Source organism: Weissella sp. MSCH1 (genome assembly GCF_045799135.1).
Lineage (GTDB): Bacteria > Bacillota > Bacilli > Lactobacillales > Lactobacillaceae > Weissella.
In genome coordinates, this window is sequence record NZ_JBJMBA010000036.1 from 83,183 (window position 1) to 109,547 (window position 26,365).

Sequence of the window (26,365 nt, forward strand, 5' to 3'; positions counted from 1 at the left end):
GTCCCATGCCTCGACGCCACGCGTCGACCCTGAACGCCGACGAAAAAAGCCCAGCACCAAATTGGTACTGAGCTAATTAGTTGTTAAATTTTACAAGAATTCGCGGATGTTTGCGATTGTTTGCTCGCGTCCTAGCAATTCTAGCAATTCACCAAGGTTTGGACCTTGTTCCTCACGCGTCGTTGCAATACGCAATGGGTTCCACAAAGCGCGGGCCTTAACGTCCATTTCGTTTTGAATTTCACGAATTGCAGTCAAGATAGCAGCTGCCGTGAACAATGGCATTGCTTCAATCTTCTCGATGAACAAGTTCAACATGGCTGGCACGTTTTCAGCGGCCATCCATTCCTTGGCTGAGTCCGTAATGGCATCAGCAGCTGGCATCTCGAAGAAGACTGGCTTTACCAATGGCACAATTTGTGACGTGTATGAAACACCATCCATGTATACATTCATCACTGAACGCAACCATTGCATCTTTTCAGCCGTCAATTCAGCTGGGTTAACCAATTCTGACTTAACAAGTTGTTGCATCAACTTGTCAAAGACCATGTTTTGGTCAGCCGTCTTGATCCATTGGTTGTTAACCCATTCAAGCTTCTTGTTGTCAAACTTAGCTGGTGACTTTGACAAGCGGGCTTCATCAAACATCTTAACCAATTGGTTCTTGTTGAAGATTTCCTTTTCGCCCACTGGTGACCATCCCAACAAAACAATGAAGTTCAACATTGCTTCTGGCAAGTAACCCAATTCACGATATTGCTCGATGAATTGCAAGATTGACTCATCACGCTTTGACAACTTCTTACCTGTCTCAGCGTTAATAATCAACGTCATGTGACCGAAGATTGGTGCTTCCCAACCGAAGGCTTCGTAGATCATCAATTGCTTTGGCGTGTTTGACACGTGGTCATCCCCACGCAATACGTGAGAGATTTCCATCATGTGGTCGTCCACAACAACGGCAAAGTTGTACGTTGGCATACCATCAGCCTTTTGAATAACCCAGTCACCACCGATAGTGTTTGAGTTGATTTCAACATGACCCTTTACAATATCATCCCAAGCATATGGCTTGTCTTCTGGCACACGGAAACGAACAACTGGTTGCAAGCCCTTTGCTTCAGATTCAGCTTGTGCAGCTGCAATTTCATCATCTGACATGCCAGCATATTCGTAAACGTAGTGTGGGGCTTGCTTTGCAGCAATTTGTGCCTCACGCTCAGCTTCCAATTCTTCAGATGTCTTGTATGACTTGTACGCCAAACCACGGTCCAACAACTCTTGAATCAATGGCTTGTAAATATCCATACGCTCTGATTGACGGTATGGACCGTACTCACCTGGGTTGGCTGGAGATTCATCCCAGTCCAAGCCCAACCATGCCAAGTTGTCCAATTGTGACTTCTCACCATCAGCGATGTTACGCGCTTGGTCAGTGTCTTCAATACGGATCACAAATTCACCCTTGTAGTGACGCGCGAACAACCAGTTAAACAATGCCGTACGAGCGTTTCCAATGTGTAGGTGCCCAGTTGGAGATGGGGCGTAACGTACACGAATCTTCTTTTCAGTAGTCTCAGCCATGCTAGTCTACTCCTTTTTTCTGTTTATAATACCGCTTACTAATATACCGCGGTTTTTAACGACTTTCAATGTTAAGTCCTTAATCGACAACCACACCAAAAATCATACGGCCAGCATCTGTTTGCAATGCTGACGTCACTTCAACTGTCACAGTCTCTTGCAAATGGTCACGCCCTTCTTCAGCCACGACCATCGTGCCGTCATCTAGATACCCAACCGCTTGCTTGCGTTCAGTACCGTTCTTAACCAAGGTTACCTTGAAACGATCACCAACCGCGACCCGTGGACGCAAAGCGCCAGCTAATTCATTAATGTTCAGAACCTCAACGTTTTGGAACTTTGTCACCTTATTCAAGTTGTAATCATTCGTTACCAAAATACCGTTAACGTCCTTGGCTAATTGAATTAGTTTTTCGTCCACTTCTTTAATTTCTTCGTAGTCGCCCTCCCACATTTCAAGTGGGATAGCGTCTGTTTCACGCAACTCATTCAAAATATCAAGACCGCGCCGACCGCGGACACGCTTGATTGACTCACCTGCATCCGCAATGTATTGCAACTCATACAATACAAAATTAGGCACCAACAGTGTTCCTTCGATAAAGCCCGTCTTCACTAAATCTGCAATTCGACCATCAATCAAGATGTTCGTGTCTAAAATTTTATAGTGGTGATAGTTAGTTTCTTCATCCGTCAACACATCGCTTTGATTAGCCGAGCGACGTGGCCGCACCCGCTTCGTGACGTTATTTAAGTTGGGAATTAAATTCCGCCACTCATCAATCCGCGTTGTCCCTAAGCGGAAGCCCAAATACCCCAACAGCACCATGACGATAACTGGAATAACTGCACTTAAAAAGAAATTATTCGCCCGCTGCAACGGTACGGTGACAACCACCGCAATCACCAAGCCAATCAAAGTTGATAATGAACCAATCAACAACAAGAGCGGTGACTGCTGGTTCAAATACGTTTCAATTCGCTTAATCCCCTGATCGATTGGTCGCCATAAAGGTATGCTCAAGATATAAAACAATATGCCACCAATAATGAAGTTCACAATTGGGTTATTTAACCAAATCTGATTATGTTCACCCAAAATGCGCCAAATGATTGGCAATACTGTTATCGCGAGCGCACCTCCAGCAACCAAGAAAGCTACCTGAATTATTCGCCTACGCATAGTTTCCCCTTTAAATTAATCTAATGCCAACCGTAAAGCATCTGCCAATGTGGCCACACCGATAATTTGAATCCCTGGTATATCCTTCATTGTATCAACTGAGTGCTGTGGCACAAATACTCGTTTGAAACCAAGTTTTTTCGCTTCAAGAATGCGATCAACCACATTTGGCACCCGCCGGATTTCACCAGTCAAACCAATTTCACCAACAAATGCGTCAGTTGCCCGTGTCCCCTTATCCCGGTAACTCGAAGCAATTGCAACTGCAACAGCCAAATCGATAGCTGGTTCGTCCAACTTCACACCACCCGCAGCACGCACATAAGCATCTTGGTTCTGCAAAAACAAGTTTGCGCGCTTTTCTAAGACAGCCATCAACAATGAAATACGATTGCGATCGATACCGGCTGCAGTGCGTTGGGCATTACCAAAGACGGTTGGTGTCACCAACGCCTGGACTTCAACCAAAATTGGTCGAGAGCCTTCCATCGCAATGACCACTGCCGAACCACTTGCGTCCGAGAGACGGTCTTCCAAGAATAAACCAGATGGGTTCGTCACTTGCGCCAAACCACCCTCGTTCATTTCAAAGACTCCTAACTCATTTGTGGAACCAAATCGATTCTTAACAGCTCGCAACAACCGGAAACTACGCTGGTTATCACCCTCAAAATAGAGTACCGTATCCACCATGTGTTCCAAAATCTTTGGTCCGGCGATGGCACCATCTTTGGTCACGTGACCAACGATAAAAATGGTAATGCCATTTGTCTTCGCGATTTGGAGCAATTCAGCAGTCGTTTCACGAATTTGTGCAACTGATCCAACGGCTGATGAAACATCTGGTTGTTGCATGGTTTGGATTGAGTCGATAATGACGTAATCTGGCTTTGTTTCATCGATAGCCTTGCGAATTTGGCTCATATCCGTTTCTGGATACAAGAAGAAATCCGCATCACCGCGAACTCCCAAACGTTCTGCTCGCAGCTTAATCTGTGAAGCACTCTCTTCTCCAGCGACGTACAAAATCGTTCCGCCTGAGTTGGCCAACTGACTTGATACCTGAAGTAGCAACGTTGACTTTCCAATCCCTGGGTCACCACCGATCAAAACCATTGACCCAGGTACGATTCCGCCACCAAGTACCCGGTTAAATTCATCAATTTGCGTATCGACACGTGGCGTCTCCTCGATGCTAACTTGGCCTAATCGCTCAACCTTCGCAATTTGTCCAGCCAGGTTAACGCGTGACTTTCGGTCCGCCTTTTCCGGTTGAATAACTTCTTCAACGAACGTTCCCCAGGCACCACAGTTAGAGCAACGTCCCATGTAACGTTGTGAAACATACCCACAGTTAGAACATACAAACTGGGTTTTTGTTTTTGCCATTTCTCCTACCTCTCTTAATGTACGCCGGAACTACCAAAGCCCCCCGTACGGTCATTCTTCTCTTGTGTTGCATCATCATCCGTTACCAAAAACGGCATGAAAATTCCTTGGCCGATGCGTTCACCCTTTTTTAGATGCATATCTTGGATGCCCCAATTAACCATCTGAATAAAGATTTCACCCTCATTCTTATCGTTATCCACATAGTCCGCATCAATGATGCCGACCCCATTTGGCAAAATCATCCCGCGCTTCAACGGATTGGATGACCGATTGGCAATCATTAAATACTCATTTTCACCCATGTATGCCTTAATACCAGTCGGTACTAAGAGGGGCTTCAATGTTGCTGTCGCTTCTTCATAATCGTGATCTGTCAATTGTCGCTTCATATATAGCGACGCCAAAATCTTAATAAATGGGAGCTTCCAAATTGATGGGAGCGTAAAGTCCTCAGCGACCTCAAAGTCGTAACCAGCCGCCATTTTCGTTGCTCGTTGGGGAAGATTAAGCCCCGCCGTTGCGTATTTTGAAACAACTGCAAATCCACGTTTCATAATTATCCCCCAAAGTTAGTTATGTTTTAAGTATATCGAAAAACGCCCCAAATTAAAAAGCACACCGGTTATTTTCGGAATGCTTCAACTAACTCTTAACTTTTGGCCTGCAAAGCCTGATATTCCGGATTCCTAAAGAACGCCATTCTAGCATATGAACAAACCGGTCGTAGTGTGACGTGGTCAACTTGGGCTCGCCGAACAACTTCAGCTAACAACTGACCCGCAATCCCTTGGCCTCGCAATGCCGGATCCACAAAGGTGTAGTCAATCGACCACGTTTGCCCATCGTTGATCGCTGGAAATAGGATTTCTGCGTCGACTTGGCCGTCGGTTTCATGATATAGGCGTCCTGGTTCAAATGTAAATTCCATATTGTCACCCCCTCATAATCATTATACCCGACCGTACCTAAAATTAACGTAGGGAGCCAATAACATCAGGTAGCCACGACTGCGTCACCGCTTTGATTTGCACCACGTCATTTAATATATCGACCGTGATATATTTCCCGCCACCTAAGTAAACACCGGCCGCCGTGGGTACTGCTAGACTGCCCCAAACCAAGATATCCCCTGGCATCGTTTCAGCTAAAGTCACTTGCTGAACCAAGGTGAACTGTTTGGCAATATTTTGCGGAAAACTGACGCCAAATACGTGATTATAGACATATTGAATCAATCCGCCGGCATCAAACCCTTCTTCAGGTGTATTGCCTTGCAATTGATATGGCCGGCCAAGCACACTTCGTAATGTTTGCCCGATATTTTCACGCAGACTCGCCATGATCATTTGCATCATCACGCGTTGCACACGAGCCCCCGCCATTTTATTTTTAAACTCGGCAAAGGTGATGGCAAAAGGGGCCTCACCTTTTGGGACATCGAATCGCATTTCTGCGTCAATCTGGCCAACATCATCAGTATGAATTATCCGGCCAGGCGTTAGTTCAAACGGCATCACTTTTCTCCTCGTTATACAAAAAAGAGCCCACGCTTGCGAGCTCTCATTAAATCTCTCTTATTGGTGAATGAACAACAAACCTGATGTTGGAATTGTACGCTCGTGATACAACATACCTGCATAGTTTGCTTCTGAAATCGTCACAGTACCATCAGCGTTAACTGACTCAACGACCGCAACGTGTCCGTATGATGAAGCACCTTGAACACCAGCTGCAAAGTAGGCAATTGAACCAACCGTTGGTACTGAGTTAACAGTGTGACCAGCTGCAACCGCCGTTGAAGCCCAGTCTACTGCGTTACCCCAGTAATTTCCAACCCAGTTCAAATCACCCTTAACGTACCACGTGCATTGTCCGTATGGGTACGTGTTCGTTGATGACACCGTGTTGTTTGAGTTTGTGTAGCCGTTATCAACAGTGCCCCAGTTATTGTTAGTGTTTGCTGAAGATTGGCTATTATCTGCAGCTGGTGCTGATGGTGTAGCAGTCGCTGCGCCGGCACCCGAAATCTTCAATGAATCGCCTGGGAAGATGTATGAATTTGCTTGCAAACCGTTCAATGACAACAATTCTGACAAAGTCATACCGTTGCTGTTTGCAATACCCCACAAAGAATCACCGGCCTTAACCGTGTACGTTGCGTTTGAAGCCCCAGCAGACGTCGTTGTGTTTGCTGATGCGTTGTTGTTTGTTGCTGGTGCAGCGTTGTTAGTTGATGTACCAGGCAATTGCAATTGTTGTCCAACAAAAATCATGTTGATGTTTGACAATCCGTTTGCTGAAGCCAAGGCATTCACCGTCGTATTGTGCGCTGTTGCAATCGCGTACAACGTGTCGCCGGCTTTAACAGTTACAGAATCCGCTGACGCAACAACAGATGATCCAGTCAACGCAGCAACAGTTCCCGCAGCTGCCAATAACGTATTTTTAACAGATACATTCATGTTTATGATATTCCCCTATCAAATATAGATTTATTAAACGTAAGAACCAACCAATTCTTAATCTTTTCTTTATTATCTTTATTATTTGTACGTTATTTATTCTACGCGAAATAATTTGCACTTCAAGGCACAATTCATTGGTTTACAATGACGAAGTTTGCATTAGTATTACAAAGCCATATTTTGCGTAAATATTGCCATATTTTTCGCGCTAATTTCACGGTCGCTAAATCTTTTTCACAAGTGTTTTCAAAATTTGAATGGTGTGACACTATCCCGCAATCACGACGCCAAGCCAATGCAGACATAACAATCAGGTGTGACACGTTGTCGAATTATCATTTTTTTGCCCGCCGAATCAAAAAAACGACCAATGTCACAAAGAATCGGTCGTTTTTTAAATTTTATTTAAAATTCAATCGCGAGTTTGCCGTTAACTTTGCCGGCGACCACTTTTTCTTGCGCCGCCAGAATCGTTTCAGCTGTCATGCCAGTCATCGTCTCCGTCAAAGTTGTCCGTAAAACACCCTGATCTGCTAACGTCGCTGCCAAAGCTAAGGCCCGACCCTGCGTCGCCATGTTGACCTCATAATTAGCCTTGGCAAACATAAATTCCCAATCAAGGGATGCTGCCTTATTTTTGATTAACCCAACTGGCAAAGGTTCCACCGACTCAACAATGGCTCCAATGTGGCCAAATGGTCCAACCAAAGTTGCCGCTTGTTCGAAGTGAGCTTCTGGGGCATGCAAAATGGCAATGTACGGTACTAAATCGAAGCCCAGGCTGTGCATATCCGCCACATAATCACGTCGGTGGTTAACCACATGATCAGCGCCTAGCTTGGTTACCCAGTCGCTTGTTTCCTGACGTGAAGCCGTCGCAATGACTGTCATCCCCATCCACTTAGCTAATTGAATCATGATTGACCCAACGCCACCAGCACCGTTAATAATGAGAATTGTTTGACCTTTTGCACTATTTTCAGCAACCGTCAAGCCAAACTTATCGACTAGTAACTCATATGCTGTCAAAAAAGTCAGGGGTAGTGCAGCAGCTTCAGCGTGTGATAACGTTGTCGGCGCCTTAGCTACTAGTGCCGCGTTGACCGCTTGTAACTCTGCATTTGCACCTAAACGTCCCAACTGGCCAGCGTAAAATACAGTATCACCTAACTTGAAATCCGTCACCTTGGCGCCGACTGCAACAACCTCACCAGTCGCATCGAAACCTAAAACATGGGATGACTTATTTGCAACCGCTACTTGACGTTGCTTACCGTCAACTGGATTAACCGCCACAGCTTTCACACGAACAAGCACATCTTCATCTGAAACAACTGGCACAGGAATCGTCATTACCTCGAGTGGTTGCGCCTCATTTGAAGTGGTCACAACTGCTTGCATAAATTCGCTCATCTTTCCTTACCTCTACTTTTCTTACTCAGTCATTGTACCGCCTTTAACAAAAAAATGGCAGACAATTGTGTCTGCCATCATTTTCTTAATCGTTTGTGTTCCCCTCAGCTGCCGTAACCCCTTCACGAAGACCATTCATATCGAGATGGTGTTCTCGGAAAGCAGTATTTTCAATTGGCAAATGCAATTGATAGTCAGAGAACGCCACCAGCGAACCCGTTAACTCAGGCGCTTGGAATTCTAAGACGTGGCCCGCAAATTGACGATCATCACTAATAAAGTGAACGTGCCAACCGGCCGCTACCACACCATGGTATAGCTCAGGTGAGTAATAACCAACCAGCGTACCCGAAACATTTTCACGTTCAAAAACTGGTTGTTGCTTAGTAATCTCAAGCAATGATGGAAATGGTTCAGATGCCTTTGGCGCAATACGCACCTTGATGTGTGAAAACTCCCCACGCAAGCCGATTCCTGAAAAATTGTTGTACAAGTTGTATTCATTAATGACGTCAACATTGCTCAACGTAACATCTTTCAAGGTAATCGCTTTTGACTCAGGCCCGTGCGCCTGGTGTACCGTCGCAAAAGGCACCAAAGTCGACATGTCCGTAATATGATTAACTTTCCCTGAAGACTCAGCCTGGTAAACTTCACCATTCAAAATGATGACTTCCCCGTCGACACCGTGCAACGTACCGATACCCGTATCGCCATGTTCCTTCAGTTCGCCGACAGTGATTGTACCGCCCAACAATCCCGCCATCAATGCAGCTAACGTACTGTGCTGATAAACCGTTGCCATTATTCGATTCCTCCTATTTTTTTACAAAAAGGGGGCGTCCATGACCGGACACCCCCTCATCATTAGATTTCTGATTCAATCAATTGTGACATCAATTCGAAGTTGTGTGAGTAGTCTACTGGTACTTCAACAACAACTGGACCTTCAGTCGCAAATGCTTCGTCCAAGACGGCATCCAATTGGTCTGGCGTATCAACGCGCAATCCCTTGGCACCAGCTGCTTCAGCAAACTTCACGATATCAATATCAGCGATCTTAACACCAGCTGACTTACCATCGTACTTCATTTCTTCTTGGAACTTAACCATGTCATAGTGGTGGTTATCTTGCCAAACAATGTGTACAGTATTCAACTTCATTTGAACAGCCGTTGCCAATTCAACACCTGAGAAGAAGAAGCCACCGTCACCTGATACTGAAACTGCCTTAGCGTTTGGACGCACCATCGCCGCAACCATGGCCCATGGCAACCCAACACCCAACGTTTGCATACCGTTTGAAATCAAGAAGTGGCGTGGTACGTATGACTTAAAGTGACGACCCAACCACAAGTAGTGTGAGCCGATATCTGACGTCAACGTCATGTCATCTGTCATGTGGTTTTGCAATGACTTGATAACATTCAATGGGTGGTTCAAACCAGCATCAGCTGGCGTGTACTTAGGCTCGTCAGCGGCACGCAAAGCGGCCTTCAACTCCGCCAACTTGTTTTGTGAAGCGACTGGCAACTCGTAGCCAGCAACCTTTTCCTTCAAGAAGGCCAACGTGTCAGCCAACGTACCAATCAATTGACGCTCTGGCGTGAAGTTGTTATCAATTTGAACAGCAGCCGTATCCAAAGCAACAATACGCAAATCAGCATTCTTGTTCCAGTTACGTGGCTCATATTCAATTGCATCGTAGCCGACCGTGATTACCAAATCAGATTGCGCCAACAACTGGTCACCCACTTGGTTACGGAAGAAACCGATACGTCCGAAGAAGGTCTTTTCTTCCAAATCACGTGAGATAACCCCAGCGCCTTGGTACGTTTCAACTACTGGTAACGTCGTTTGCGTCAACAATTGGTGCAATGCTTCCGTAGTTGCGTCATCTGATCCACGTGCACCGACCAAGATAACTGGCATTTCAGCTTGCTTAACTTGTTCAGCCAACCAAGTAATGTCAGTCAATGAGGCTGAACCCATACGAGCTGGCTCAACACGTGGCAATGCATTAGCTTCAACAATTGCATCGTCAACATCTTGTGGCAAAGAAACAAAAGCGGCACCAGGCTTAGGCCCATTGGCTTGTGCAATCGCGTTTGACAAGATTTCTGAAATATTGTTTGGATCTTGGATTTCAACTGAGTAATTCGTGATTGGCTCAAACAAAGCAGCTGATGGCGTGCTTTGGTGTGTCAAACGGTACAAGTCCTTACGAGGTACTTGTCCACCAATGGCCAATACTGGATCATTTTCAGCGCTTGCCGTCATCAAACCTGAAGCCAAGTTACCAACACCAGGTCCTGACGTTGCAATCACAACTCCCGTCTTTCCTGTAATGCGAGCAAATCCTTGTGCCATAAAGGCAGCGTTTTGTTCGTGACGCGTAACAACCAACTTAGGTGATACAGCACCTTCTGCTGGGTGTTCCAATGTTTCAAACAAACGGTCAATCTTAGCACCGGGAATCCCGAATACCAAATCAACGCCGTGATTGTTCAAGCTGTCGACAACTAGGTCGGCACCATACTTCTTCATCTCAGCCATGAGTTTAATACCTCTTTAAATAATTGCGTAATAATATTAATAAATTTCATTGTACGCTTTCTTTGTAAAAATGAGTAGTCGCAAAACTTCTTGTGAAAAACAGCATTATAAACCAAGCCCACCACTCTAAAGATGCAGGTTTTAAAGTTGGTTAGTTTGTGAACTTTCGACAAAAAGACGCGACTACTCAAATTGAATAGTCGCGTCTTTCTTAATTGCTAATATTTACTTAGGCGTCCAAACGGGCGAAACCGCCTTCAGCAACTTCCTTCAAAGTCTTAGCTGAGGCAGCCATCTTAGCAGCTTCTTCTTCAGACAATGTCGCTTCAATAACAGCTTCGACACCGTTAGCGCCGATAACAGCAGGCGTTCCGATATAGATATCGTTCAAACCGTATTGGCCTTCCATCCAGGCACCAACTGGCAAGACCATCTTCTCATCGCGGAAGATTGCTCGTGTAATACGGGCCAATGACGTTCCGATACCGTAGAACGTTGCGCCCTTACGGTTGATGATTTCGTATGCCTTGTGCGCTGTATCGTACAAGATTTGATCCAAATCAGCGTCTGAGATACCAGCTTCAGCAGCCCACAACTTCAATGGACGGCCACCAATCAAAGCTTCATCAAAGTTGGCGAACTCTGAATCACCGTGCTCACCCAAAATGTAAGCATCAACTGCCTCAGGTGAGACGTTGAACTTCTTTGCCAAAGCCATGCGCAAGCGGGCCGTGTCCAATGACGTACCTGATCCGAAGACGCGGTTCTTTGGGAAGCCTGAGAACTTTTGTACCGCCATTGTCAAAATATCAACTGGGTTAGCAGCAACCAAGAAGATACCGTTAAATCCTGATTCAACGATTGGTGACACGATTGACTTGATGATCTTCAAGTTCTTGTCAACCAAGTCCAAACGCGTCTCACCTGGCTTTTGTGGGGCTCCGGCCGTGATAACAACCAAGTCGGCGTCCTTGGCATCGTCATATGAACCTGAGTAGACGTTCTTGTTAAACGTCCAAGGAGCCGCGTCCTCCAAGTCCAAAGCGTCACCTTCCGTGCGCTCCTTCATAATATCAACGATTACCAATTCTTCGGCGATACCTTGTTGCATCAATGCGAATGCGTATGATGAACCAACCGCACCGTCTCCGACAAGAACAACCTTTTGGTGGTGTTGTGCCATGATTATATTCCTCCACAATTACTTAATATAAGTTTCAAATCTTTTATAGTTTAGCATAATTCACTGACAATGTGAATATCTGTACAACGTTTGAATGGCGACATTTCGCAACGTGTGTGGTACAAATTAGTCGATTTTTCCATTTGTGAAACATTTATTCACAAATAAGCGCAAAATAAAAAGGCGCTTCCGAAAAATCAGAAACGTCTTTCCGTTATCACTGGGCATACTGGATTCGAACCAGTGCATGACGGTACCAGAAACCGTTGCCTTACCGCTTGGCTAATGCCCAAAAATCAACTTCTATATGATACAACAACCAGCAGACGAATTCAAGTCTCAAAAATAACAAAAAGCCCCGCGTATCCGCGGAGCATTTAATTTCAGTGGTGAGAGGCCACCGATTTTTCTTAACGTAAATTAAGATAAAGAGAAAAGAGTTTTACGTGGCCTAATAGAGAGAGAGAGAAACCACGGTTCATCTCTGAACACTTACTATCTTACTGCAATACTTAGTTAAACAACGAAAAGTACCAAAAATGATGCAAAACCACCCCTTTTTATAAAAAAGCCGGACAAATCCCCCTCTGATTTGTCCGGCATCTCATGCTATTACTCTAAGTTTCGCGCTTTTACTTTCGCCTTCGTCTTTGAAACGACCTTATCGTCGAATTGACGGATAAACGCCAACACTTTGTGTGCTTTGTCTTCCCCAAAAGACTCCACCCAACCATCAAAGCGATTTTCGACGCGCTTCGTCACAATTCGTTCAACATCCGCGCCAGCTTCAGTCAAATGTAGCAACATGCGGCGACGATCCATTTCATCAGGCTCTTGATAAATGAATTCCTTCTTCAACAGCATCTTAATTTGACGTGATACGGCTGCCCGCGTAACATGTCGTCGTTCAACGACATCAGTTAGCGTTAACCCATCCTGATCAGCGATGCTATGCATAATCAAATATTGTTCGAACGACAACCCATAATCAGCTGCCGGCTCCGAAACAACTTCGTCTAAATACTTCAGCGTTGATAAATACGCATCGATATACTGACTTAACAGTTCCATCATTACCCTCCACAAAATATCCCAAAGTTATATAACGCTAACCATTGTACAGTAAACCACAAGCCTTGTCAGCCGGAAAAGGAACCTAATTCAGACCGTCAGAATACCAAAAAAGCACCTTAACAATTCAGTTAAAGTGCTTTTTATATACCTTTAAAATCAGCGAACAATCATGACTGTTACAGGGGCATTATTTGCCACATAACTAGATTGTGAGCCAAAGTACTTTTCCGCGCCTCGTTGTGAGTGTGACCCAATCACGACCATATCCGGCTTGACTGATGGAATGACATCCTTAACAATCACCTCACCCGGCTCGCCTTCAGCGAATACCGTGTCAACGTGACTAACGCCCGCATCAACCGCCGTTTGTCGGTAACGAGTAAGCGCCTCTTCGACGTCCTCACGTGCTGCAGCATTCTTTTCCTTTGAAAAGTAATCAAAGACGTTCATCTGTTCGGCCTCAAAGACAGAAACAATGATCAGTTCTGAATCATCTTCTTGTGCTTGGTGAATAGCGTTAACTAATGCTAGTTGACCCAACTTTGAATCATCAACAGCTGCCAACACTCGTTTAAAATGCTTTGCCTCTACCATGAACTCGTCCCCCTTTTACTTAAACAATGGTGCCAAAGTCGACACAATCAATTGAATATTCAATCCCGTCAAGATAACTGCCACGGCATACCCCAAAACAGTTGCCCATCGGGGGTTAACAAACTCACCCATGAACTTCTTCGATGACGTAAAGTAAATCAATGGGAACATTGAGAATGGCAAAGCCACTGACAAGAACACTTGTGAGTAAACCAAAAGACGATCTAAGGCCCCTTCAGTTGCACCGAAGATAATGGCAAAAATCACAATTGGAATCAACGCAATACCACGCGTCAAAATTCGTTGTAGCCACATTGGCATCCGCCAGTGAGTATACCCCTCCATGATAATTTGCCCAGTCAAGGTACCCGTAATTGTTGAGTTTTGACCTGACGCCAACAACGCAATAGCGAACAGCATGCTCAAGACAGGGCTGGCAATTGCACCAACAATCGCTTTATCGTTAAGGGCGTTAAACAAATCACCAAAGGCTTCAAGCTCTGACCCGTGACCGAAGAACAATGCTGCACCAACAATCAATAATAGCGAGTTAACAACAAACGCACCCGTTAGTTGAATGTTTGAGTCCCAAGTTGTGAAACGAATTGCTTCGGCAATGTTCTTCTTCTCGCTCCGATCAACCTTTCGCGTTTGCGAAATTGATGAGTGGAGATACAAGTTGTGCGGCATAACCGTCGCACCCACAATTCCTAACGCCAACATCAACTGACCATGCTTCAAAATATCATGGTGTGGCACCAAGTTGACCGCCACCTGACCCATGTCTGGCTTTGCTAGAAACGCCATATATAGGAACACAAGCAGAATCACGATAATCAACGTTAAGACAATACCTTCAATCTTACGGAACCCGAGCTTCATTAGAAGCAAGAGTAGCAAAACATCCAGCGCTGTGATAATTACACCCCACAAAAGTGGCAGGCCGAACAGCAAGTGGATGGCAATCGCCGCACCGATAACTTCGGCCATTTCAGTTGCCATAATCGCCAATTCCGTCATGAACCAAAGGATGTAACCAATCCATTTATTCGTGGAATCACGCGTCATTTGGGCCAGATCTTTCTGAGCCACAATCCCTAGTTTAGCCGCCATATATTGCAACAACATCGCAATTAAACTAGATACTAAGATCACAGAAATCAATAGGTATCGATACTGTGCCCCACCGACAATTGACGTAATCCAGTTACCTGGGTCCATGTAACCAACGGCAACCAATGCCCCTGGTCCACTCCACGCCATCAACTTCCGCAAAAATCCGCCGCCTTGTGGAACTTCCACTGTGCTGTTGATTTCCGCCAAACTTGGACCATCAGTCGCTTGTGCGTTTGCAACTGACGGATCCTTTACTGAATCTTTTGCCATCAGTAAATATGCCTCCTTGTTTTTTGGTACGTTTAATTATCTTACTTTACGTATATTTTGTAAACAATGAAAGCCCGTGATATCAACGTTCGATCGGCATACCCAAAATAGGAAAAAAGCGCCCGTCACTTGACAACTATCAAAAAATAATGTAATTTAGAACAGTTGAAAAAATAATCGATTATTAAACACTGCCTTTCTTTTCTGACACGGCGGTGTAAGGGAGGATAAAAATATGGCAGTTCCTGCACGTAAGACTTCAAAGAACGCAAAGCGCTCACGTCGCGGTGGTCAAGGCGGACTTAAGACGCCTGCTATCCACATGAACGAAAACGGTGTTTACGTACGTAACCACCACGTGGCCGCTGATGGTTCATACAAGGGTAAGCAAGTTGTTTCACCTAAGTAATTAGGAAAGACTACTAGGATTCGTCCTAGTAGTCTTTTTTTATGCCTTGCAGCCACCGCTTGATACGTTGCCAAGCCCCCATCGTGCTTGGTTGCGCATCAGGCTCACGCGTCGCATCTTGTAAGACGTTCTCCACCATTTCATACACCTCATGGACACCAGGGCCAATCACAACTTGATATTGGCCAAGGAGCGCGTTAAAGGCCTCTCCAGCCACGCCATCAATTGCAACCAACCGAGGCGAATCAACCTTACCGGGATCAACTAAATAAAAACGCAATCGTGTCACACAATGGATTACCCGTTTAATATTTGTCGCGCCCCCAACAGCTTGGACAATTTGTTCAGCTTGCTTTCGTTCCAGACTAACCACCATCATCACCCCCTTTACTCGTATTTTACCGCCGATTACGCAAAAAAGCAGTTATCTCAAATTGAGATAACTGCTTTTTGTTTGACTCATATTACATGTCTTGCTCAAAATCAGCAGGCGTGTACAACTTAAATACCTTTGTAAACAACAAGTCGACTACGAAACCAGCAACAGCTGGCACAATCAACCAAGTCAACAAGGCTGGGAAAGCACCAATCGTGTGCGTTACGATATCTCGTTCGGCACCATCAGCAATCATTGATTGAATTGGTGAAACCATTCCAATCCAACCGAAACCAGCTGACGTAGGCGTTCCTTGTACGTTGAAGATGGCCACTGGGATGGCTGAGATAGCTGCTGCAACCAAGAAGCTCAAAATCATAATAGGCTTCTTGAAAATTGCTGGCATCATACCCTTCATCGCACCCAAGAAGATGGCAACCGTCGTTCCCTTCTTGTTAACCTTCCATGAGTTGATCAACAAGATAACTGTCGTGGCAACAACACCAGCACCGGCAGCACCGGCACCCAAACCTGACAAGGCGATCGCCAAAGCAATTCCAACCGTTGAGATAGGCGTGATAATGATGAATGAGAAGGCCATCGCAATCGCAATTGACATTGGCAATGGTTGCAAGTCAGTTGCCAAACGCACAGCATCACCAACCCAAGTCGTGATGTAAGCAACGTATGGGGCAATTGCCTTACCAAACAAAGCCACACCACCACCAATAACAATTGGACTCAAGATAATCGCTACTGCACCAAAGCCCTTTAGGTACTTTGATACTAACCAGATAACCAAAACTGCAACCGCAGCGACGATGATAGCGTTAATCACGTCACCGGCACCAGCTGCGATGTACACGTTAGCAGGTGCCGTCAACTTAACGCCTGTCACTGGGTTTACGAAGCCAGCAGGTGCCGTTGCCCACTTTACAGAACCAGCAGATGCACCAACCGCAATCGCCATAACACCCGCATCAAGTGCCTTCATGCGGAATTGCATGGCAATCGCAAGACCAATCAACAACGGAATGAATGATGAGAACAGCGTCAAAATCGCTGACAAATCAAGCGCCCATTGCGCCGTTCCGAACATCTTCAAGATGTACTTCATTACGGCAGATGGCAAAACACCAATCAAGATACCTTGGGCAGAACCAGAAAGCACCTTGAAGAAGAAATCCTTCAACTTCAGCTCGTATGAGCCGTCAAAAAATTCGCTCGTCATAATATTCAATTAACCTTTCAAACCAAAAACTCAATTCCCAACAAATTCTCGAAAACCGCTGAATCTCACAACAGTCGGTATTTCATTTGGAGAGGATTATAAAAATGAATAATTACTTACAAAAAGTAAGTTATCACAATTAGTATTCAACTGCAATAGCTGGAGTTTCACCATTAATAAATGCCAATGAGGCATCCATTGATTGGTGAACCATTTCAAGCACAGCCTTTGTCGTGTAGAAAGCCGTGTGAGGCGTAACCAAGACGTTCTCGCGGGCAATCAAGTCAGCAATCTTAGCGTCTGGGAATTCCTTATCTGACCAGTCGACGTTAAACAAACCAACTTCTTCTTCGTAAACGTCCATTGCAAAGTCTGAAATCTTACCTGAATCCAAACCAGCAATAACTGCGTCGATATCCATCAAGTTACCGCGTGAAACGTTAACCAAGACAACGCCGTCCTTCATCTTTGCAATTGACTCTGCGTTGATCATGTGGTGGTTAGCTGGGACACCTGGTACGTACAATGAAATAACGTCTGCTTGTGCGTACAACTCATCCAACGTATCAACGTAGATGCCTTCTGCTTCCAACTCTGCATTGCGGTACAAATCGTAAGCGATTACCTTGGCGCCGAAGCCCTTCAAGATGTTAATCGCAACACGACCAATGTGACCAGTACCGATAACACCAACCGTTTGCATGCGCACTTCACGTCCAATTGTTGGTGCCCAACGCAAGTCGTGGTTCGCAATCTTGGCGTCCAACGCCTTCGCACGACGCAACAAACGTGACATTTGAATCATTGAGTGCTCAGCAATGGCGTTTGGTGAGTAAACAGGTACGTTTGAAATTGAAAAATCAAATTCGCGAGCGGCATCGAAATCAATGTTATCCGTACCAACGTTACGCAATGACATCTTGTTGATGCCCAATTCGTGCAATGCCGTCAACGTCTCACGTGTGTAGTCCAATTGTTGGTAGACATTAACTGCATCAGCACCTTCTGCCAACTTAGCCGTCTCGGGATCCAACAACTTGTCAGTGTACCCAACTTCAACTTCCGGGTGAGCGGCAATCCACTCGTTCAATGATGGCTTTTCGTCTTCACGAATACCGTATGCAAAAATCTTCATAACTAAAATCCTCCAAAGCGTTTCTTAACACTTATTCATTATAAGGTAACTTGTGAATAAGTCAACATACTTTCCTAAACTAGTTTCACATAGTTTTGTCCCATTTGGACAAACTTCGGGCCAAAACCCCCACTAATGTTACAGTAGTATGTCAAACGGCGTATCTTTCGACCCCTTTTTTGCTGCATAAAAGTTCACAAATTTCACGAATAATTCACATTTGGCCCTAAAAAACGGTCAAAAACCACCAAAACTCCAACTTATCGGAATACGCAACGTTAATCTAAGAAAAAAACATGCCCCAAACGACGACATTCAGGACATGTTTATGACAAATATTAACGATTTACTTACGATCGTCAGCGTTCTTCATGATCTTATCAACCAAACCGTATTCAAGTGATTCTTCCGCATCCAACCAGTGGTCACGTTCCGTATCACGTTCAAGACGCTCGTATGGGTTGTCTGTGTTTGCAGCCAAGATTTCATTCAACTTCTTACGCGTCTTCAAAATCTCTTCAGCCGCAATCGCAATTTCAGTTTGTTGACCTTGTGCACCACCAGATGGTTGGTGAATCATAAACTGAGAGTTAGGTAGCATAAAGCGCTTGCCCTTTGCTCCTGATGAAGCCAAGACTGACGCCATTGAAGCAGCCAAGCCGATAACAATCGTTTGTACATCGGCGTGGATGAAGTTCATAGTGTCATAGATGGCCATACCGGCATTAACTTCTCCACCAGGAGAGTTAATGTACATGTAGATATCCTTATCTGGATCTTGTGCATCCAAGAATAGCAATTGGGCAATGATTGCCGTTGCCATTTGTGATTCAATTGGTCCACTGACCATGATAATACGGTCAATCAACAAACGTGAGTAAATGTCGTAAGAACGTTCACCACGTGATGATTGCTCAATAACGTATGGAATTGGGTTCATTTTTTAATTTCCTCCTGATGTTCAAATCAGAACATACCTATATTTTAGACATTTCGTCAAACATGGTCAAACAAAAAGAAGCCTTCTAGTTGATTCCTTTAGGAAGTGCCCCCGTCGTCCGTAAATCATCAGCCATCTTCGAGAGTTTACGCAGACGGTGATTAACCCCTGACTTAGAAATTTCACCAGATGGCACGTATTGACCAAGTTCCGACAACGGTTCCTCACGATGGGCAAGCCGAACCTCGGCAATTTCACGTAACTTTTCAGGCAGACGAGCTAAACCAATTTCTTCATCTAAAAATTCAATATCATCAATCTGCTTTTGGCTGGCATTAACCGTCTTATCCAAATTAGCATTCTCGGCATTAACTAATCGGTTAACAGAATTACGCATATCCCGTAGAATACGCACGTCTTCCATTTTAAGCATGGCATTAGTCGCCCCAATCACCATTAACATATCACCGATTTTTTCAGCCTCTTTTAGATAAACAATGTAACCTGACCGGCGATCAACGACTTTAGCATTTAAATCAAACCGATTCATCAAGCCTTCCAATTGGTGCGCTTGTTCTTCATACAATGAATAAATCTCTAAGTGATACCGACTTGTTTCTGGATTATTAACCGATCCGGCCGCCAGAAACGCCCCACGCAAATAAGAACGTGCTTTACCTTCATCAGCTAGCCAGTCATCTGGTACCGTTGGCAATAATTCAAAGTCTTCAAAAATGTGCAAATCATCCAGCAATTCATTGACACCTTGCACGATTCGGACGACATACAAATTATTCTTCTTCAGTTTCATCTGGCGTCGGACCGAAATTTCTGACGGCAACTGGTAGAACTGTTGGAGCAACCCCAGAATCCGTCGGGCTGTCGCTGCATTCTCAGTTTGTACATTCAGCGTAAACCGCATGTTTGCTAGTCCTAGCGAACCATTCATTCGCAACAATGCTGACAATTCAGCCTTCGCATTATCTGGATTGTTAATCTCAAGCATTGTTAATTCTTTTTTCACATCACTTGCAAATGACACAGTTTACACCTCCTTTTTATATTTCGGGCGAGTTAGCAATTTGCATGATTAACTGGGCCACAATATCACCATTGTGAAAGGCGCCATCATCCCGCAACTCTAACAAATCGCCCAAGACAGGTACCGCACCTTCTTGTCGGACTTCTTCCGGATCAAACGTCACCTGGTGCGAGACCTCATTCCACTTCTTCCAGTCGATATAATCTTCTGGTACGACGCCAGTATTCATAATCACAGCATCGACGACGTTATCACCCACGTGTCGATTAATCGCACGGAGGTGATCAGCATCTGAGAAATCATCAGTTTCGCCCTTTTGCGTCATGATGTTCGCAATGTAAACCACTTTCGCCCGGGTTGCCTTTAATGCTTCAGCGACGTTAGGCACCATCAAATTTGGTAAGACACTCGTAAACAAACTTCCTGGTCCTAAAACAATCACATCCGCGTTCAAAATAGCGTTAATGACTTCTGATGGCGCTTGCGCAACTTCATTCGTCGAATCATCTTGCGGTGTCACCCAAATACTATCAATGCGCTTGTGGGCAGCCGTAATTTCAGCTTCGCCAGACAAAGTCGTGCCATCTGAAAATGTGGCATGCAACACCAATGGCTCGTCCGCTACCGGATACACATGGCCCTGTACGTCCATGACTTTTGCCAACGTCTGAACACCTGTAAAAATGTCACGTTCCTTTTCTGCCATCGCTGCAATGATTAAGTTCCCCAACGCGTGATTCGCTAGCATTTCATCCTCTTTGCGAAAACGGTATTGGAAAATATCAATAATTTCTTGTGGCAAACTCGATAAAACGGCCATCACATTTCGAATATCACCAGGCGGTACCATATTGAGATAATCCCGCAACGTTCCAGAAGAGCCACCATCATCAGCCACCGTAATAACGGCAGTTAAATCAGTATCATACTGCTTCAACCCCCGTAAAATCACAGGTTGGCCGGATCCACCGCCAATGACAACAATCTTTGGCCGTGTCGTTACTTTAAAGGTCTCCGTCATGAGCGATTACTGCTTTCTTTACGACGCTCAATGTCACGGTGGTATTCGTTTACCTTCCAATCAGTCGCCAAATCTTGGCTCAAGCGGTGTGCAAACGCCACTGATCGGTGTTGACCGCCAGTGCAACCAAAGGCAATCGTTAGTGTACTTTTACCCTCAGCCTTATACTTTGGTAACAACCACTTAATCAAGCTACTTTGACGCTCATAAAATTCTTCGGCATCTTCGCTTGACCAGACATAATCCCAAACTGCCTTATCCAAGCCCGTTTGTTCACGCAAAGCCGTGATGTAGTAGGGATTCTTTAAAAAGCGCACATCAATAATCAAGTCAGCATCAACTGGCACACCATACTTAAAGCCGAAGCTCATCACTTGCACAGCGAAAGTCCCAGCACGATCAGCATCCGACCCGAAATGTTCTTGAATATAGTTACGCAATTGACGAGGAGCAAAATCATCTGTATGAATCACTTCGCTCGCCATATCATGAATTTCCGTTAGTTGTTGACGTTCAGTTTGAATACCGTACAACGTGCCCCGGTCACCTGACAATGGGTGCGAACGGCGTGTTTCCTTATAGCGGGCCACCAATTCTTCATCCGTCGCATCGATATACACAATCTTCAAGTCATACTTATCATGATTTGAAGCCGACATAATGCGAATTTCGTCATCTAAGTCAGCGAAAAAACTTTGTGACCGCAAATCAATCATCACTGCAGCCCGCTGAATGTTTTCTTCGTCAGAAATCATTTGCCAGAATTTTGGCAACATAGCAGGTGGCAGGTTTTGAACAGTAAAGTAGCCAAGATCTTCAAAGGCTTGAATAGCAACTGTTTTACCAGCGCCACTCATCCCCGTAACGATGACCAATTCTTTTTTAGGCATACGCGTTCCCTCCGAACATATAATGTGTCTAGGTTATTATACCATTGAGAGGAAACGCCCGGCTATGTGGTTTTTGTGAACCGTTAACTTGATATCAAAAAACTCCCTAGATAGCTGATTTCAGCCTTCTAGGGAGTTTTTACATAACGCCAAGAATTACTTCTTGTTGTTCGCTGCCTTACGTGCATCGTGCAATGCCTTCAATGCGCGCTTGCGAGTCTTAATGTTTGGGCTCTTCATCTTACGACGAGCTGATGCCACATCCAACTTTTCAGCCATGATGTTTACCTCACTTTTTAGTCTTTATTTTCTTCAAAAATATAACTTACAAAAAGGAAGTATACACGCATCAAACCCCAAACGCAACCAAAAAGGTCAACTGTAACATGGACTTAATCTTTACTTTGCCGTCGCTGCAGCTGCACGTTCGCGGTCACGTGTCATAATTGGGCCAAGATATTGACCTGTATATGAAGCTGACACGGCAGCGATATCCTCTGGCGTACCGGTGGCAAGCACCGTTCCACCACCTTCACCGCCTTCTGGACCCATATCAATTAGCCAGTCAGCTGTCTTGATGACATCCAAATTGTGTTCGATAACCAAAACAGTGTTACCACCATCAACGAGACGTTGTAACACTTCAAGCAAACGTGAAATGTCATCAACGTGCAAGCCAGTGGTTGGTTCATCCAAGATGTAGAATGTCTTACCAGTTGACTTACGTTGCAGTTCTGACGCCAACTTCATGCGTTGTGCTTCACCACCAGACAACGTCGTCGCTGATTGGCCAAGTGTTACATAACCCAAACCAACATCAACAATCGTTTGCAACTTACGACGAATCTTTGGAATTGGTGCGAAGAAGTCAACAGCTTGTTCAGCCGTCAAATTCAAAACATCAGCAATCGTCAAACCACGGTACGTTACTTCAAGCGTTTCTGAGTTGTAACGGGTACCACCACAAACTTCACATGTTACGTAAACATCAGGGAGGAAGTTCATCTCGATCTTGATGACGCCATCACCCTTACATGCCTCACAACGACCGCCCTTCGTGTTAAATGAGAAGCGGCCCTTGTTATAGCCACGTAGCTTTGCTTCATTTGTTTGCGCAAATAGCGTGCGAATATCATCAAAGACGCCAGTATACGTCGCTGGGTTTGAACGTGGCGTACGCCCGATTGGACTTTGATCAATATCAACAATCTTGTCGACATTCTCAAAGCCGGTCATCTTCTTGTACTTACCAGGCTTTTCAGAGTTATTGTTTAACTCCATCTTCAAAGCTCGCTTCAAGATTGTGTTCACCAGCGTTGATTTTCCAGAACCAGAAACCCCGGTCACGGCGACAAACTTGCCTAAGGGGAAGTCAACTTTCACATTTTTCAAGTTATTTTCCGATGCGCCGGTAATCGTAATCTTTTTACCATTACCCTCACGTCGCGTTTCAGGAACTGGAATAAACTTCTTGCCTGCTAGGTATTGTCCCGTTAGCGAGTTGTCATTTGCTTCGATTTCTGCCGGGGTACCCGTCGCCATGATTTCACCACCGTGGTCACCAGCCCCTGGTCCCACGTCGATGATGTAGTCTGCCGCTTTCATCGTATCTTCATCGTGTTCAACGACAATCAATGTGTTACCCAAATCACGCATCTGCTTCAATGAATTAATCAAGCGGTCATTGTCACGTTGGTGCAACCCAATTGATGGCTCGTCCAAAACATACATCACACCCGATAGGTTTGACCCAATTTGCGTTGCCAAACGAATACGTTGTGCCTCACCACCCGACAACGTTCGCGCTGAACGAGAGAGCGTTAGATAGTCTAACCCAACGTTCTTCAAGAAGCTCAAACGATCCGTAATTTCCTTAACAATGGGCGCTGCAATCTGACTGTCTTGCTCACCAAACTTCACATTTTCAAAGAATTCCAATTCCTTATCAACTGGCATCTCTGACACTTGGCCAATGTGCTTATCACCAACCTTGACCGACAAAGCGGCTGGGTTCAAACGGTATCCGCCACAAGCGTTGCAAGTCAATTCGTCCATGTAACCACGCATTTGTTCACGGGTAAAATCAGAATTTGATTCACGGTAACGACGGTCGATGTTATTCATCACCCCTTCGAATGGGACGTCAACATCACGCACCCCACCAAAATCATTCTCATAGTGGAAGTGGAATGGCTTCAAACGTGAGCCATATAGCACCATGTCTTGTTGGTCAGCGGTCAATTCTTCAAATGGAACGTCCATTGGAATCCCAAATTGCTCAGCAAATTGGCGCAACATTTCTGGGTAGTATGATGATGAAATTGGGTTCCAGGCCACAATAGCTCCGTCAGCCAATGACTTTGACTTATCAGGAATAACTCGGTCAACATCGACCTCAAGTGTCATCCCCAAGCCCCCACAGATTTCACACGCTCCCATAGGTGCGTTGAATGAAAAGAGCTGTGGTTCCAGCTTACCAACGGCAAAGTCCTTCAACGGACCGGTGTAGTGATCTGAGAACGTAATTGGTTCACCACCAATCACATCAACCGTCACAACCCCTTCAGCCATGCGCATTGCTGATTCAAATGATTCGAATAAACGAGCGCGTGACCCATCCCGCAAGATAATACGATCAACCACAATTGAAATATCGTGATACTTGTTCTTATCCAATGTCAGCTCGTCGGTGATTTCATGCATCTCACCATCGACCATAACACGGACAAACCCTTCTTTTTGAATGCGTTCAAAAGCCGTCGCATGCGAACCACGCTTATGACGAACAATTGGTGATAGGATTTGCATCCGCGCCCCTTCATCCAAGTTCTCCGTCAAATAATTCAACATTTGGTCAATTGACGTCTTCACAATCGTGCCATCTTCAGCCGCGTCAGGCTGCCCAACACGGGCAAATAATAGACGATAATAGTCGTTAATCTCAGTTACCGTTCCCACCGTTGAGCGAGGATTTTTTGAGGTCGTCTTTTGATCGATAGAGATAGCAGGACTTAATCCTTCAATGGCATCTACATCCGGCTTATCCATTTGTCCTAAGAATTGACGGGCATAGGCAGACAAGCTTTCAACATAACGTCTCTGTCCTTCTGCATATAACGTGTCAAAGGCAAGTGAACTCTTACCAGAACCAGAGAGTCCGGTCATCACCACGAATTTGTCACGGGGAATCGCCACGTCCACATTTTTCAAATTGTGAGCGCGCGCGCCGTGAATATTGATCCAATCATTGGCCATTTCGGGCGGCCTCCTTCATGTGTTTTTAGTTAGTGTTATTATACCCCTAAACGCAAGTGAGGTGTTAGTTATAACCTAACACCTCACTTACTTTCTTAAATTAAATTCAACTTAGCTTACTCTGAATAAGGTGCGTTATGCTTCAAAAAGCGGTTAAACCATACGAAGTTTAGCACACCCAATGCCAACATAAACCAAAAGACATGCTGGGCGCCGCGCGCTGTTTGTGTTGCAACGGAGGCAGCACTGTCAGGGTTCACCTTCATTAACAATGACGCCACCGTTGTTCCGATGGCACCGGCAAACTGCTGCGCCGTGTTAAAAATCGCGTTACCATCGGCACGTTCGGGCAATGATAACTGAGCTAGCCCAGCGGTCATTGACGTACCAAAGGCTAGATTCCGGCCGAGCGTCATCAACAGGTAAAAGATTGTCATTGAGATAACTGTGCCATTCATCGTCATCATCGACCAAACCATCATAATCACGACAAACGCTGCATTACCTGCCAACAGGGGCATCTTTGGTCCGTACACATCATACGCACGCCCATAAATTGGATTCAACAGCGCTCCAGCCAACGACCCCGGCATCAAGGCAAAGCCGGCAATCATTGTCGTCGCTCCCAAGGATAATTGGACAAATGTCGGTACGGCAAAATTAACCATCAAATTGGTAAACATGCACGCGACGTACCCCAACATCGCAAAACGCAACGCAGGCACTTTAAAAATACCTAAGTTTAAAAATTGGCGTGTCGCATGCTTAGCTCGGTATAAGAAGGCGGCAAATGCTAGGGCAGCAACAATCAGCAAGGCAAAGAGCATCCCACTAACATGTCCATGTTCTAACTGACTTAATGCCCACAAGAAAGTGGTAAAGGCAATGGCCAACATCGCAAAACTCATATAATCAAAGCGGAACGCGGCATTTTTAATATGATCCGTTGGCACGGTCTTAATTGAAATAACCAGCGAGACAAACGCAACTGGTAACACCAATAAGAAAATTTCACGCCAACCTAAGTAATAAGCCACGACACCACCAAAAATTGGTCCGAAGGCTGGGGCCAACGATAAAATCATCGTGCCGAAGAGGCTGGGACAAAACTCAGCTGAACATTTTGAATAAAAGCAGGCGCAAACCCATGTATATCAAGGGTTTGCGCCTGCTTTTTGGTATAATAGTGGTAATAAAGGCAAAGAAAAAGACGTTGAGCGGCAACTCAACGTC

At 45.1% G+C, this 26,365-nt stretch carries 25 protein-coding genes and 1 tRNA gene; 1 reads left to right on the plus strand and 25 read right to left on the minus strand.

All coding sequences use genetic code 11. The features are described from left to right. Positions 1-90: 90 nt before the first annotated feature. The 15 genes from gltX to ACJ28U_RS04715 form a co-directional block, all read right to left on the minus strand. Positions 91-1,587, minus strand: a complete 1,497-nt coding sequence (gene gltX, locus ACJ28U_RS04645) for a glutamate--tRNA ligase (RefSeq protein WP_099088467.1) — start codon at positions 1,585-1,587, stop codon at positions 91-93. A 79-nt stretch (positions 1,588-1,666) separates the two neighbouring features. After that, complete coding sequence (locus tag ACJ28U_RS04650; RefSeq protein ID WP_099088468.1) at positions 1,667-2,770, minus strand: PIN/TRAM domain-containing protein; 1,104 nt, start codon at positions 2,768-2,770, stop codon at positions 1,667-1,669. Between the two features lie 15 nt (positions 2,771-2,785). After that, the gene (gene radA, locus ACJ28U_RS04655) at positions 2,786-4,159 is read right to left on the minus strand and encodes a DNA repair protein RadA (protein ID WP_407618549.1); all 1,374 of its coding nucleotides are present in this window, start codon (positions 4,157-4,159) and stop codon (positions 2,786-2,788) included. 14 nt (positions 4,160-4,173) lie between these two features. Then, entirely contained in the window at positions 4,174-4,716 is a 543-nt protein-coding gene (locus tag ACJ28U_RS04660; RefSeq protein ID WP_085639321.1) for a dUTP diphosphatase, read from the minus strand. 95 nt (positions 4,717-4,811) lie between these two features. Then, positions 4,812-5,090, minus strand: coding sequence for a GNAT family N-acetyltransferase (locus ACJ28U_RS04665; protein ID WP_099088470.1), 279 nt, complete (start codon positions 5,088-5,090; stop codon positions 4,812-4,814). Positions 5,091-5,133: 43 nt separating this feature from the next. Further along, complete coding sequence (locus tag ACJ28U_RS04670) at positions 5,134-5,676, minus strand: C40 family peptidase (RefSeq protein WP_407618550.1); 543 nt, start codon at positions 5,674-5,676, stop codon at positions 5,134-5,136. A 60-nt stretch (positions 5,677-5,736) separates the two neighbouring features. Continuing rightward, entirely contained in the window at positions 5,737-6,624 is an 888-nt protein-coding gene (locus tag ACJ28U_RS04675) for a LysM peptidoglycan-binding domain-containing protein (protein ID WP_099088472.1), read from the minus strand. A gap of 408 nt (positions 6,625-7,032) precedes the next feature. Next, positions 7,033-8,040 (minus strand): zinc-binding alcohol dehydrogenase family protein, encoded by a 1,008-nt coding sequence (locus ACJ28U_RS04680; RefSeq protein ID WP_407618551.1) that lies wholly within the window; start codon positions 8,038-8,040, stop codon positions 7,033-7,035. Positions 8,041-8,125: 85 nt separating this feature from the next. Further along, positions 8,126-8,845 (minus strand): acetolactate decarboxylase, encoded by a 720-nt coding sequence (budA, locus tag ACJ28U_RS04685; protein ID WP_099088474.1) that lies wholly within the window; start codon positions 8,843-8,845, stop codon positions 8,126-8,128. A gap of 62 nt (positions 8,846-8,907) precedes the next feature. Then, positions 8,908-10,596, minus strand: a complete 1,689-nt coding sequence (gene alsS / locus ACJ28U_RS04690) for an acetolactate synthase AlsS (RefSeq protein ID WP_043708802.1) — start codon at positions 10,594-10,596, stop codon at positions 8,908-8,910. 229 nt (positions 10,597-10,825) lie between these two features. Then, positions 10,826-11,779: an L-lactate dehydrogenase gene (locus tag ACJ28U_RS04695; RefSeq protein ID WP_010372268.1), complete on the minus strand. Its 954-nt coding sequence runs from the start codon at positions 11,777-11,779 to the stop codon at positions 10,826-10,828. A gap of 220 nt (positions 11,780-11,999) precedes the next feature. Continuing rightward, positions 12,000-12,071, minus strand: a tRNA-Gln gene (locus tag ACJ28U_RS04700). Between the two features lie 320 nt (positions 12,072-12,391). Next, positions 12,392-12,850 carry a MarR family winged helix-turn-helix transcriptional regulator gene (locus ACJ28U_RS04705; protein ID WP_010372265.1) on the minus strand — a complete coding sequence of 153 codons (459 nt, stop codon included), beginning with the start codon at positions 12,848-12,850 and terminating at the stop codon, positions 12,392-12,394. Between the two features lie 159 nt (positions 12,851-13,009). Further along, positions 13,010-13,447 (minus strand): universal stress protein, encoded by a 438-nt coding sequence (locus ACJ28U_RS04710; protein WP_099088475.1) that lies wholly within the window; start codon positions 13,445-13,447, stop codon positions 13,010-13,012. 15 nt (positions 13,448-13,462) lie between these two features. Next, the gene (locus ACJ28U_RS04715) at positions 13,463-14,833 is read right to left on the minus strand and encodes an Nramp family divalent metal transporter (RefSeq protein WP_099088476.1); all 1,371 of its coding nucleotides are present in this window, start codon (positions 14,831-14,833) and stop codon (positions 13,463-13,465) included. A 235-nt stretch (positions 14,834-15,068) separates the two neighbouring features. Here ACJ28U_RS04715 and rpmF point away from each other — a divergent pair, with 235 nt between their 5' ends. Beyond that, complete coding sequence (rpmF, locus tag ACJ28U_RS04720) at positions 15,069-15,242, plus strand: 50S ribosomal protein L32 (RefSeq protein ID WP_003608705.1); 174 nt, start codon at positions 15,069-15,071, stop codon at positions 15,240-15,242. A 25-nt stretch (positions 15,243-15,267) separates the two neighbouring features. Here the strand turns inward: rpmF and ACJ28U_RS04725 are convergent, their stop codons facing one another. The 10 genes from ACJ28U_RS04725 to ACJ28U_RS04770 form a co-directional block, all read right to left on the minus strand. Next, positions 15,268-15,621, minus strand: a complete 354-nt coding sequence (locus ACJ28U_RS04725; protein WP_242440077.1) for a PTS glucose/sucrose transporter subunit IIB — start codon at positions 15,619-15,621, stop codon at positions 15,268-15,270. An 85-nt stretch (positions 15,622-15,706) separates the two neighbouring features. Continuing rightward, positions 15,707-16,849, minus strand: coding sequence for a PTS sugar transporter subunit IIC (locus ACJ28U_RS04730; RefSeq protein WP_407618552.1), 1,143 nt, complete (start codon positions 16,847-16,849; stop codon positions 15,707-15,709). A 139-nt stretch (positions 16,850-16,988) separates the two neighbouring features. Then, positions 16,989-17,984: a D-2-hydroxyacid dehydrogenase gene (locus tag ACJ28U_RS04735; protein WP_010372248.1), complete on the minus strand. Its 996-nt coding sequence runs from the start codon at positions 17,982-17,984 to the stop codon at positions 16,989-16,991. A gap of 346 nt (positions 17,985-18,330) precedes the next feature. After that, positions 18,331-18,924, minus strand: a complete 594-nt coding sequence (locus ACJ28U_RS04740; RefSeq protein WP_010372244.1) for an ATP-dependent Clp protease proteolytic subunit — start codon at positions 18,922-18,924, stop codon at positions 18,331-18,333. Between the two features lie 85 nt (positions 18,925-19,009). Continuing rightward, on the minus strand, positions 19,010-19,966 hold the full coding sequence (gene whiA / locus ACJ28U_RS04745) for a DNA-binding protein WhiA (RefSeq protein WP_099088478.1): 957 nt from the start codon (positions 19,964-19,966) through the stop codon (positions 19,010-19,012). Positions 19,967-19,982: 16 nt separating this feature from the next. Next, positions 19,983-20,987, minus strand: a complete 1,005-nt coding sequence (gene yvcK, locus ACJ28U_RS04750) for a uridine diphosphate-N-acetylglucosamine-binding protein YvcK (protein WP_407618553.1) — start codon at positions 20,985-20,987, stop codon at positions 19,983-19,985. After that, a complete protein-coding gene (rapZ, locus tag ACJ28U_RS04755) occupies positions 20,984-21,877 on the minus strand; it encodes an RNase adapter RapZ (RefSeq protein ID WP_407618554.1) in 894 nt (297 codons plus the stop codon). Before rapZ ends, yvcK begins: the two co-directional genes overlap by 4 nt. Positions 21,878-22,033: 156 nt before the next feature. Then, positions 22,034-22,156, minus strand: a complete 123-nt coding sequence (locus ACJ28U_RS04760) for a putative metal homeostasis protein (protein ID WP_010372234.1) — start codon at positions 22,154-22,156, stop codon at positions 22,034-22,036. Positions 22,157-22,276: 120 nt separating this feature from the next. Then, positions 22,277-25,132: an excinuclease ABC subunit UvrA gene (uvrA, locus tag ACJ28U_RS04765; RefSeq protein ID WP_099088481.1), complete on the minus strand. Its 2,856-nt coding sequence runs from the start codon at positions 25,130-25,132 to the stop codon at positions 22,277-22,279. A gap of 116 nt (positions 25,133-25,248) precedes the next feature. After that, positions 25,249-26,217: an MFS transporter gene (locus tag ACJ28U_RS04770; protein ID WP_407618555.1), complete on the minus strand. Its 969-nt coding sequence runs from the start codon at positions 26,215-26,217 to the stop codon at positions 25,249-25,251. Positions 26,218-26,365 lie beyond the last annotated feature (148 nt).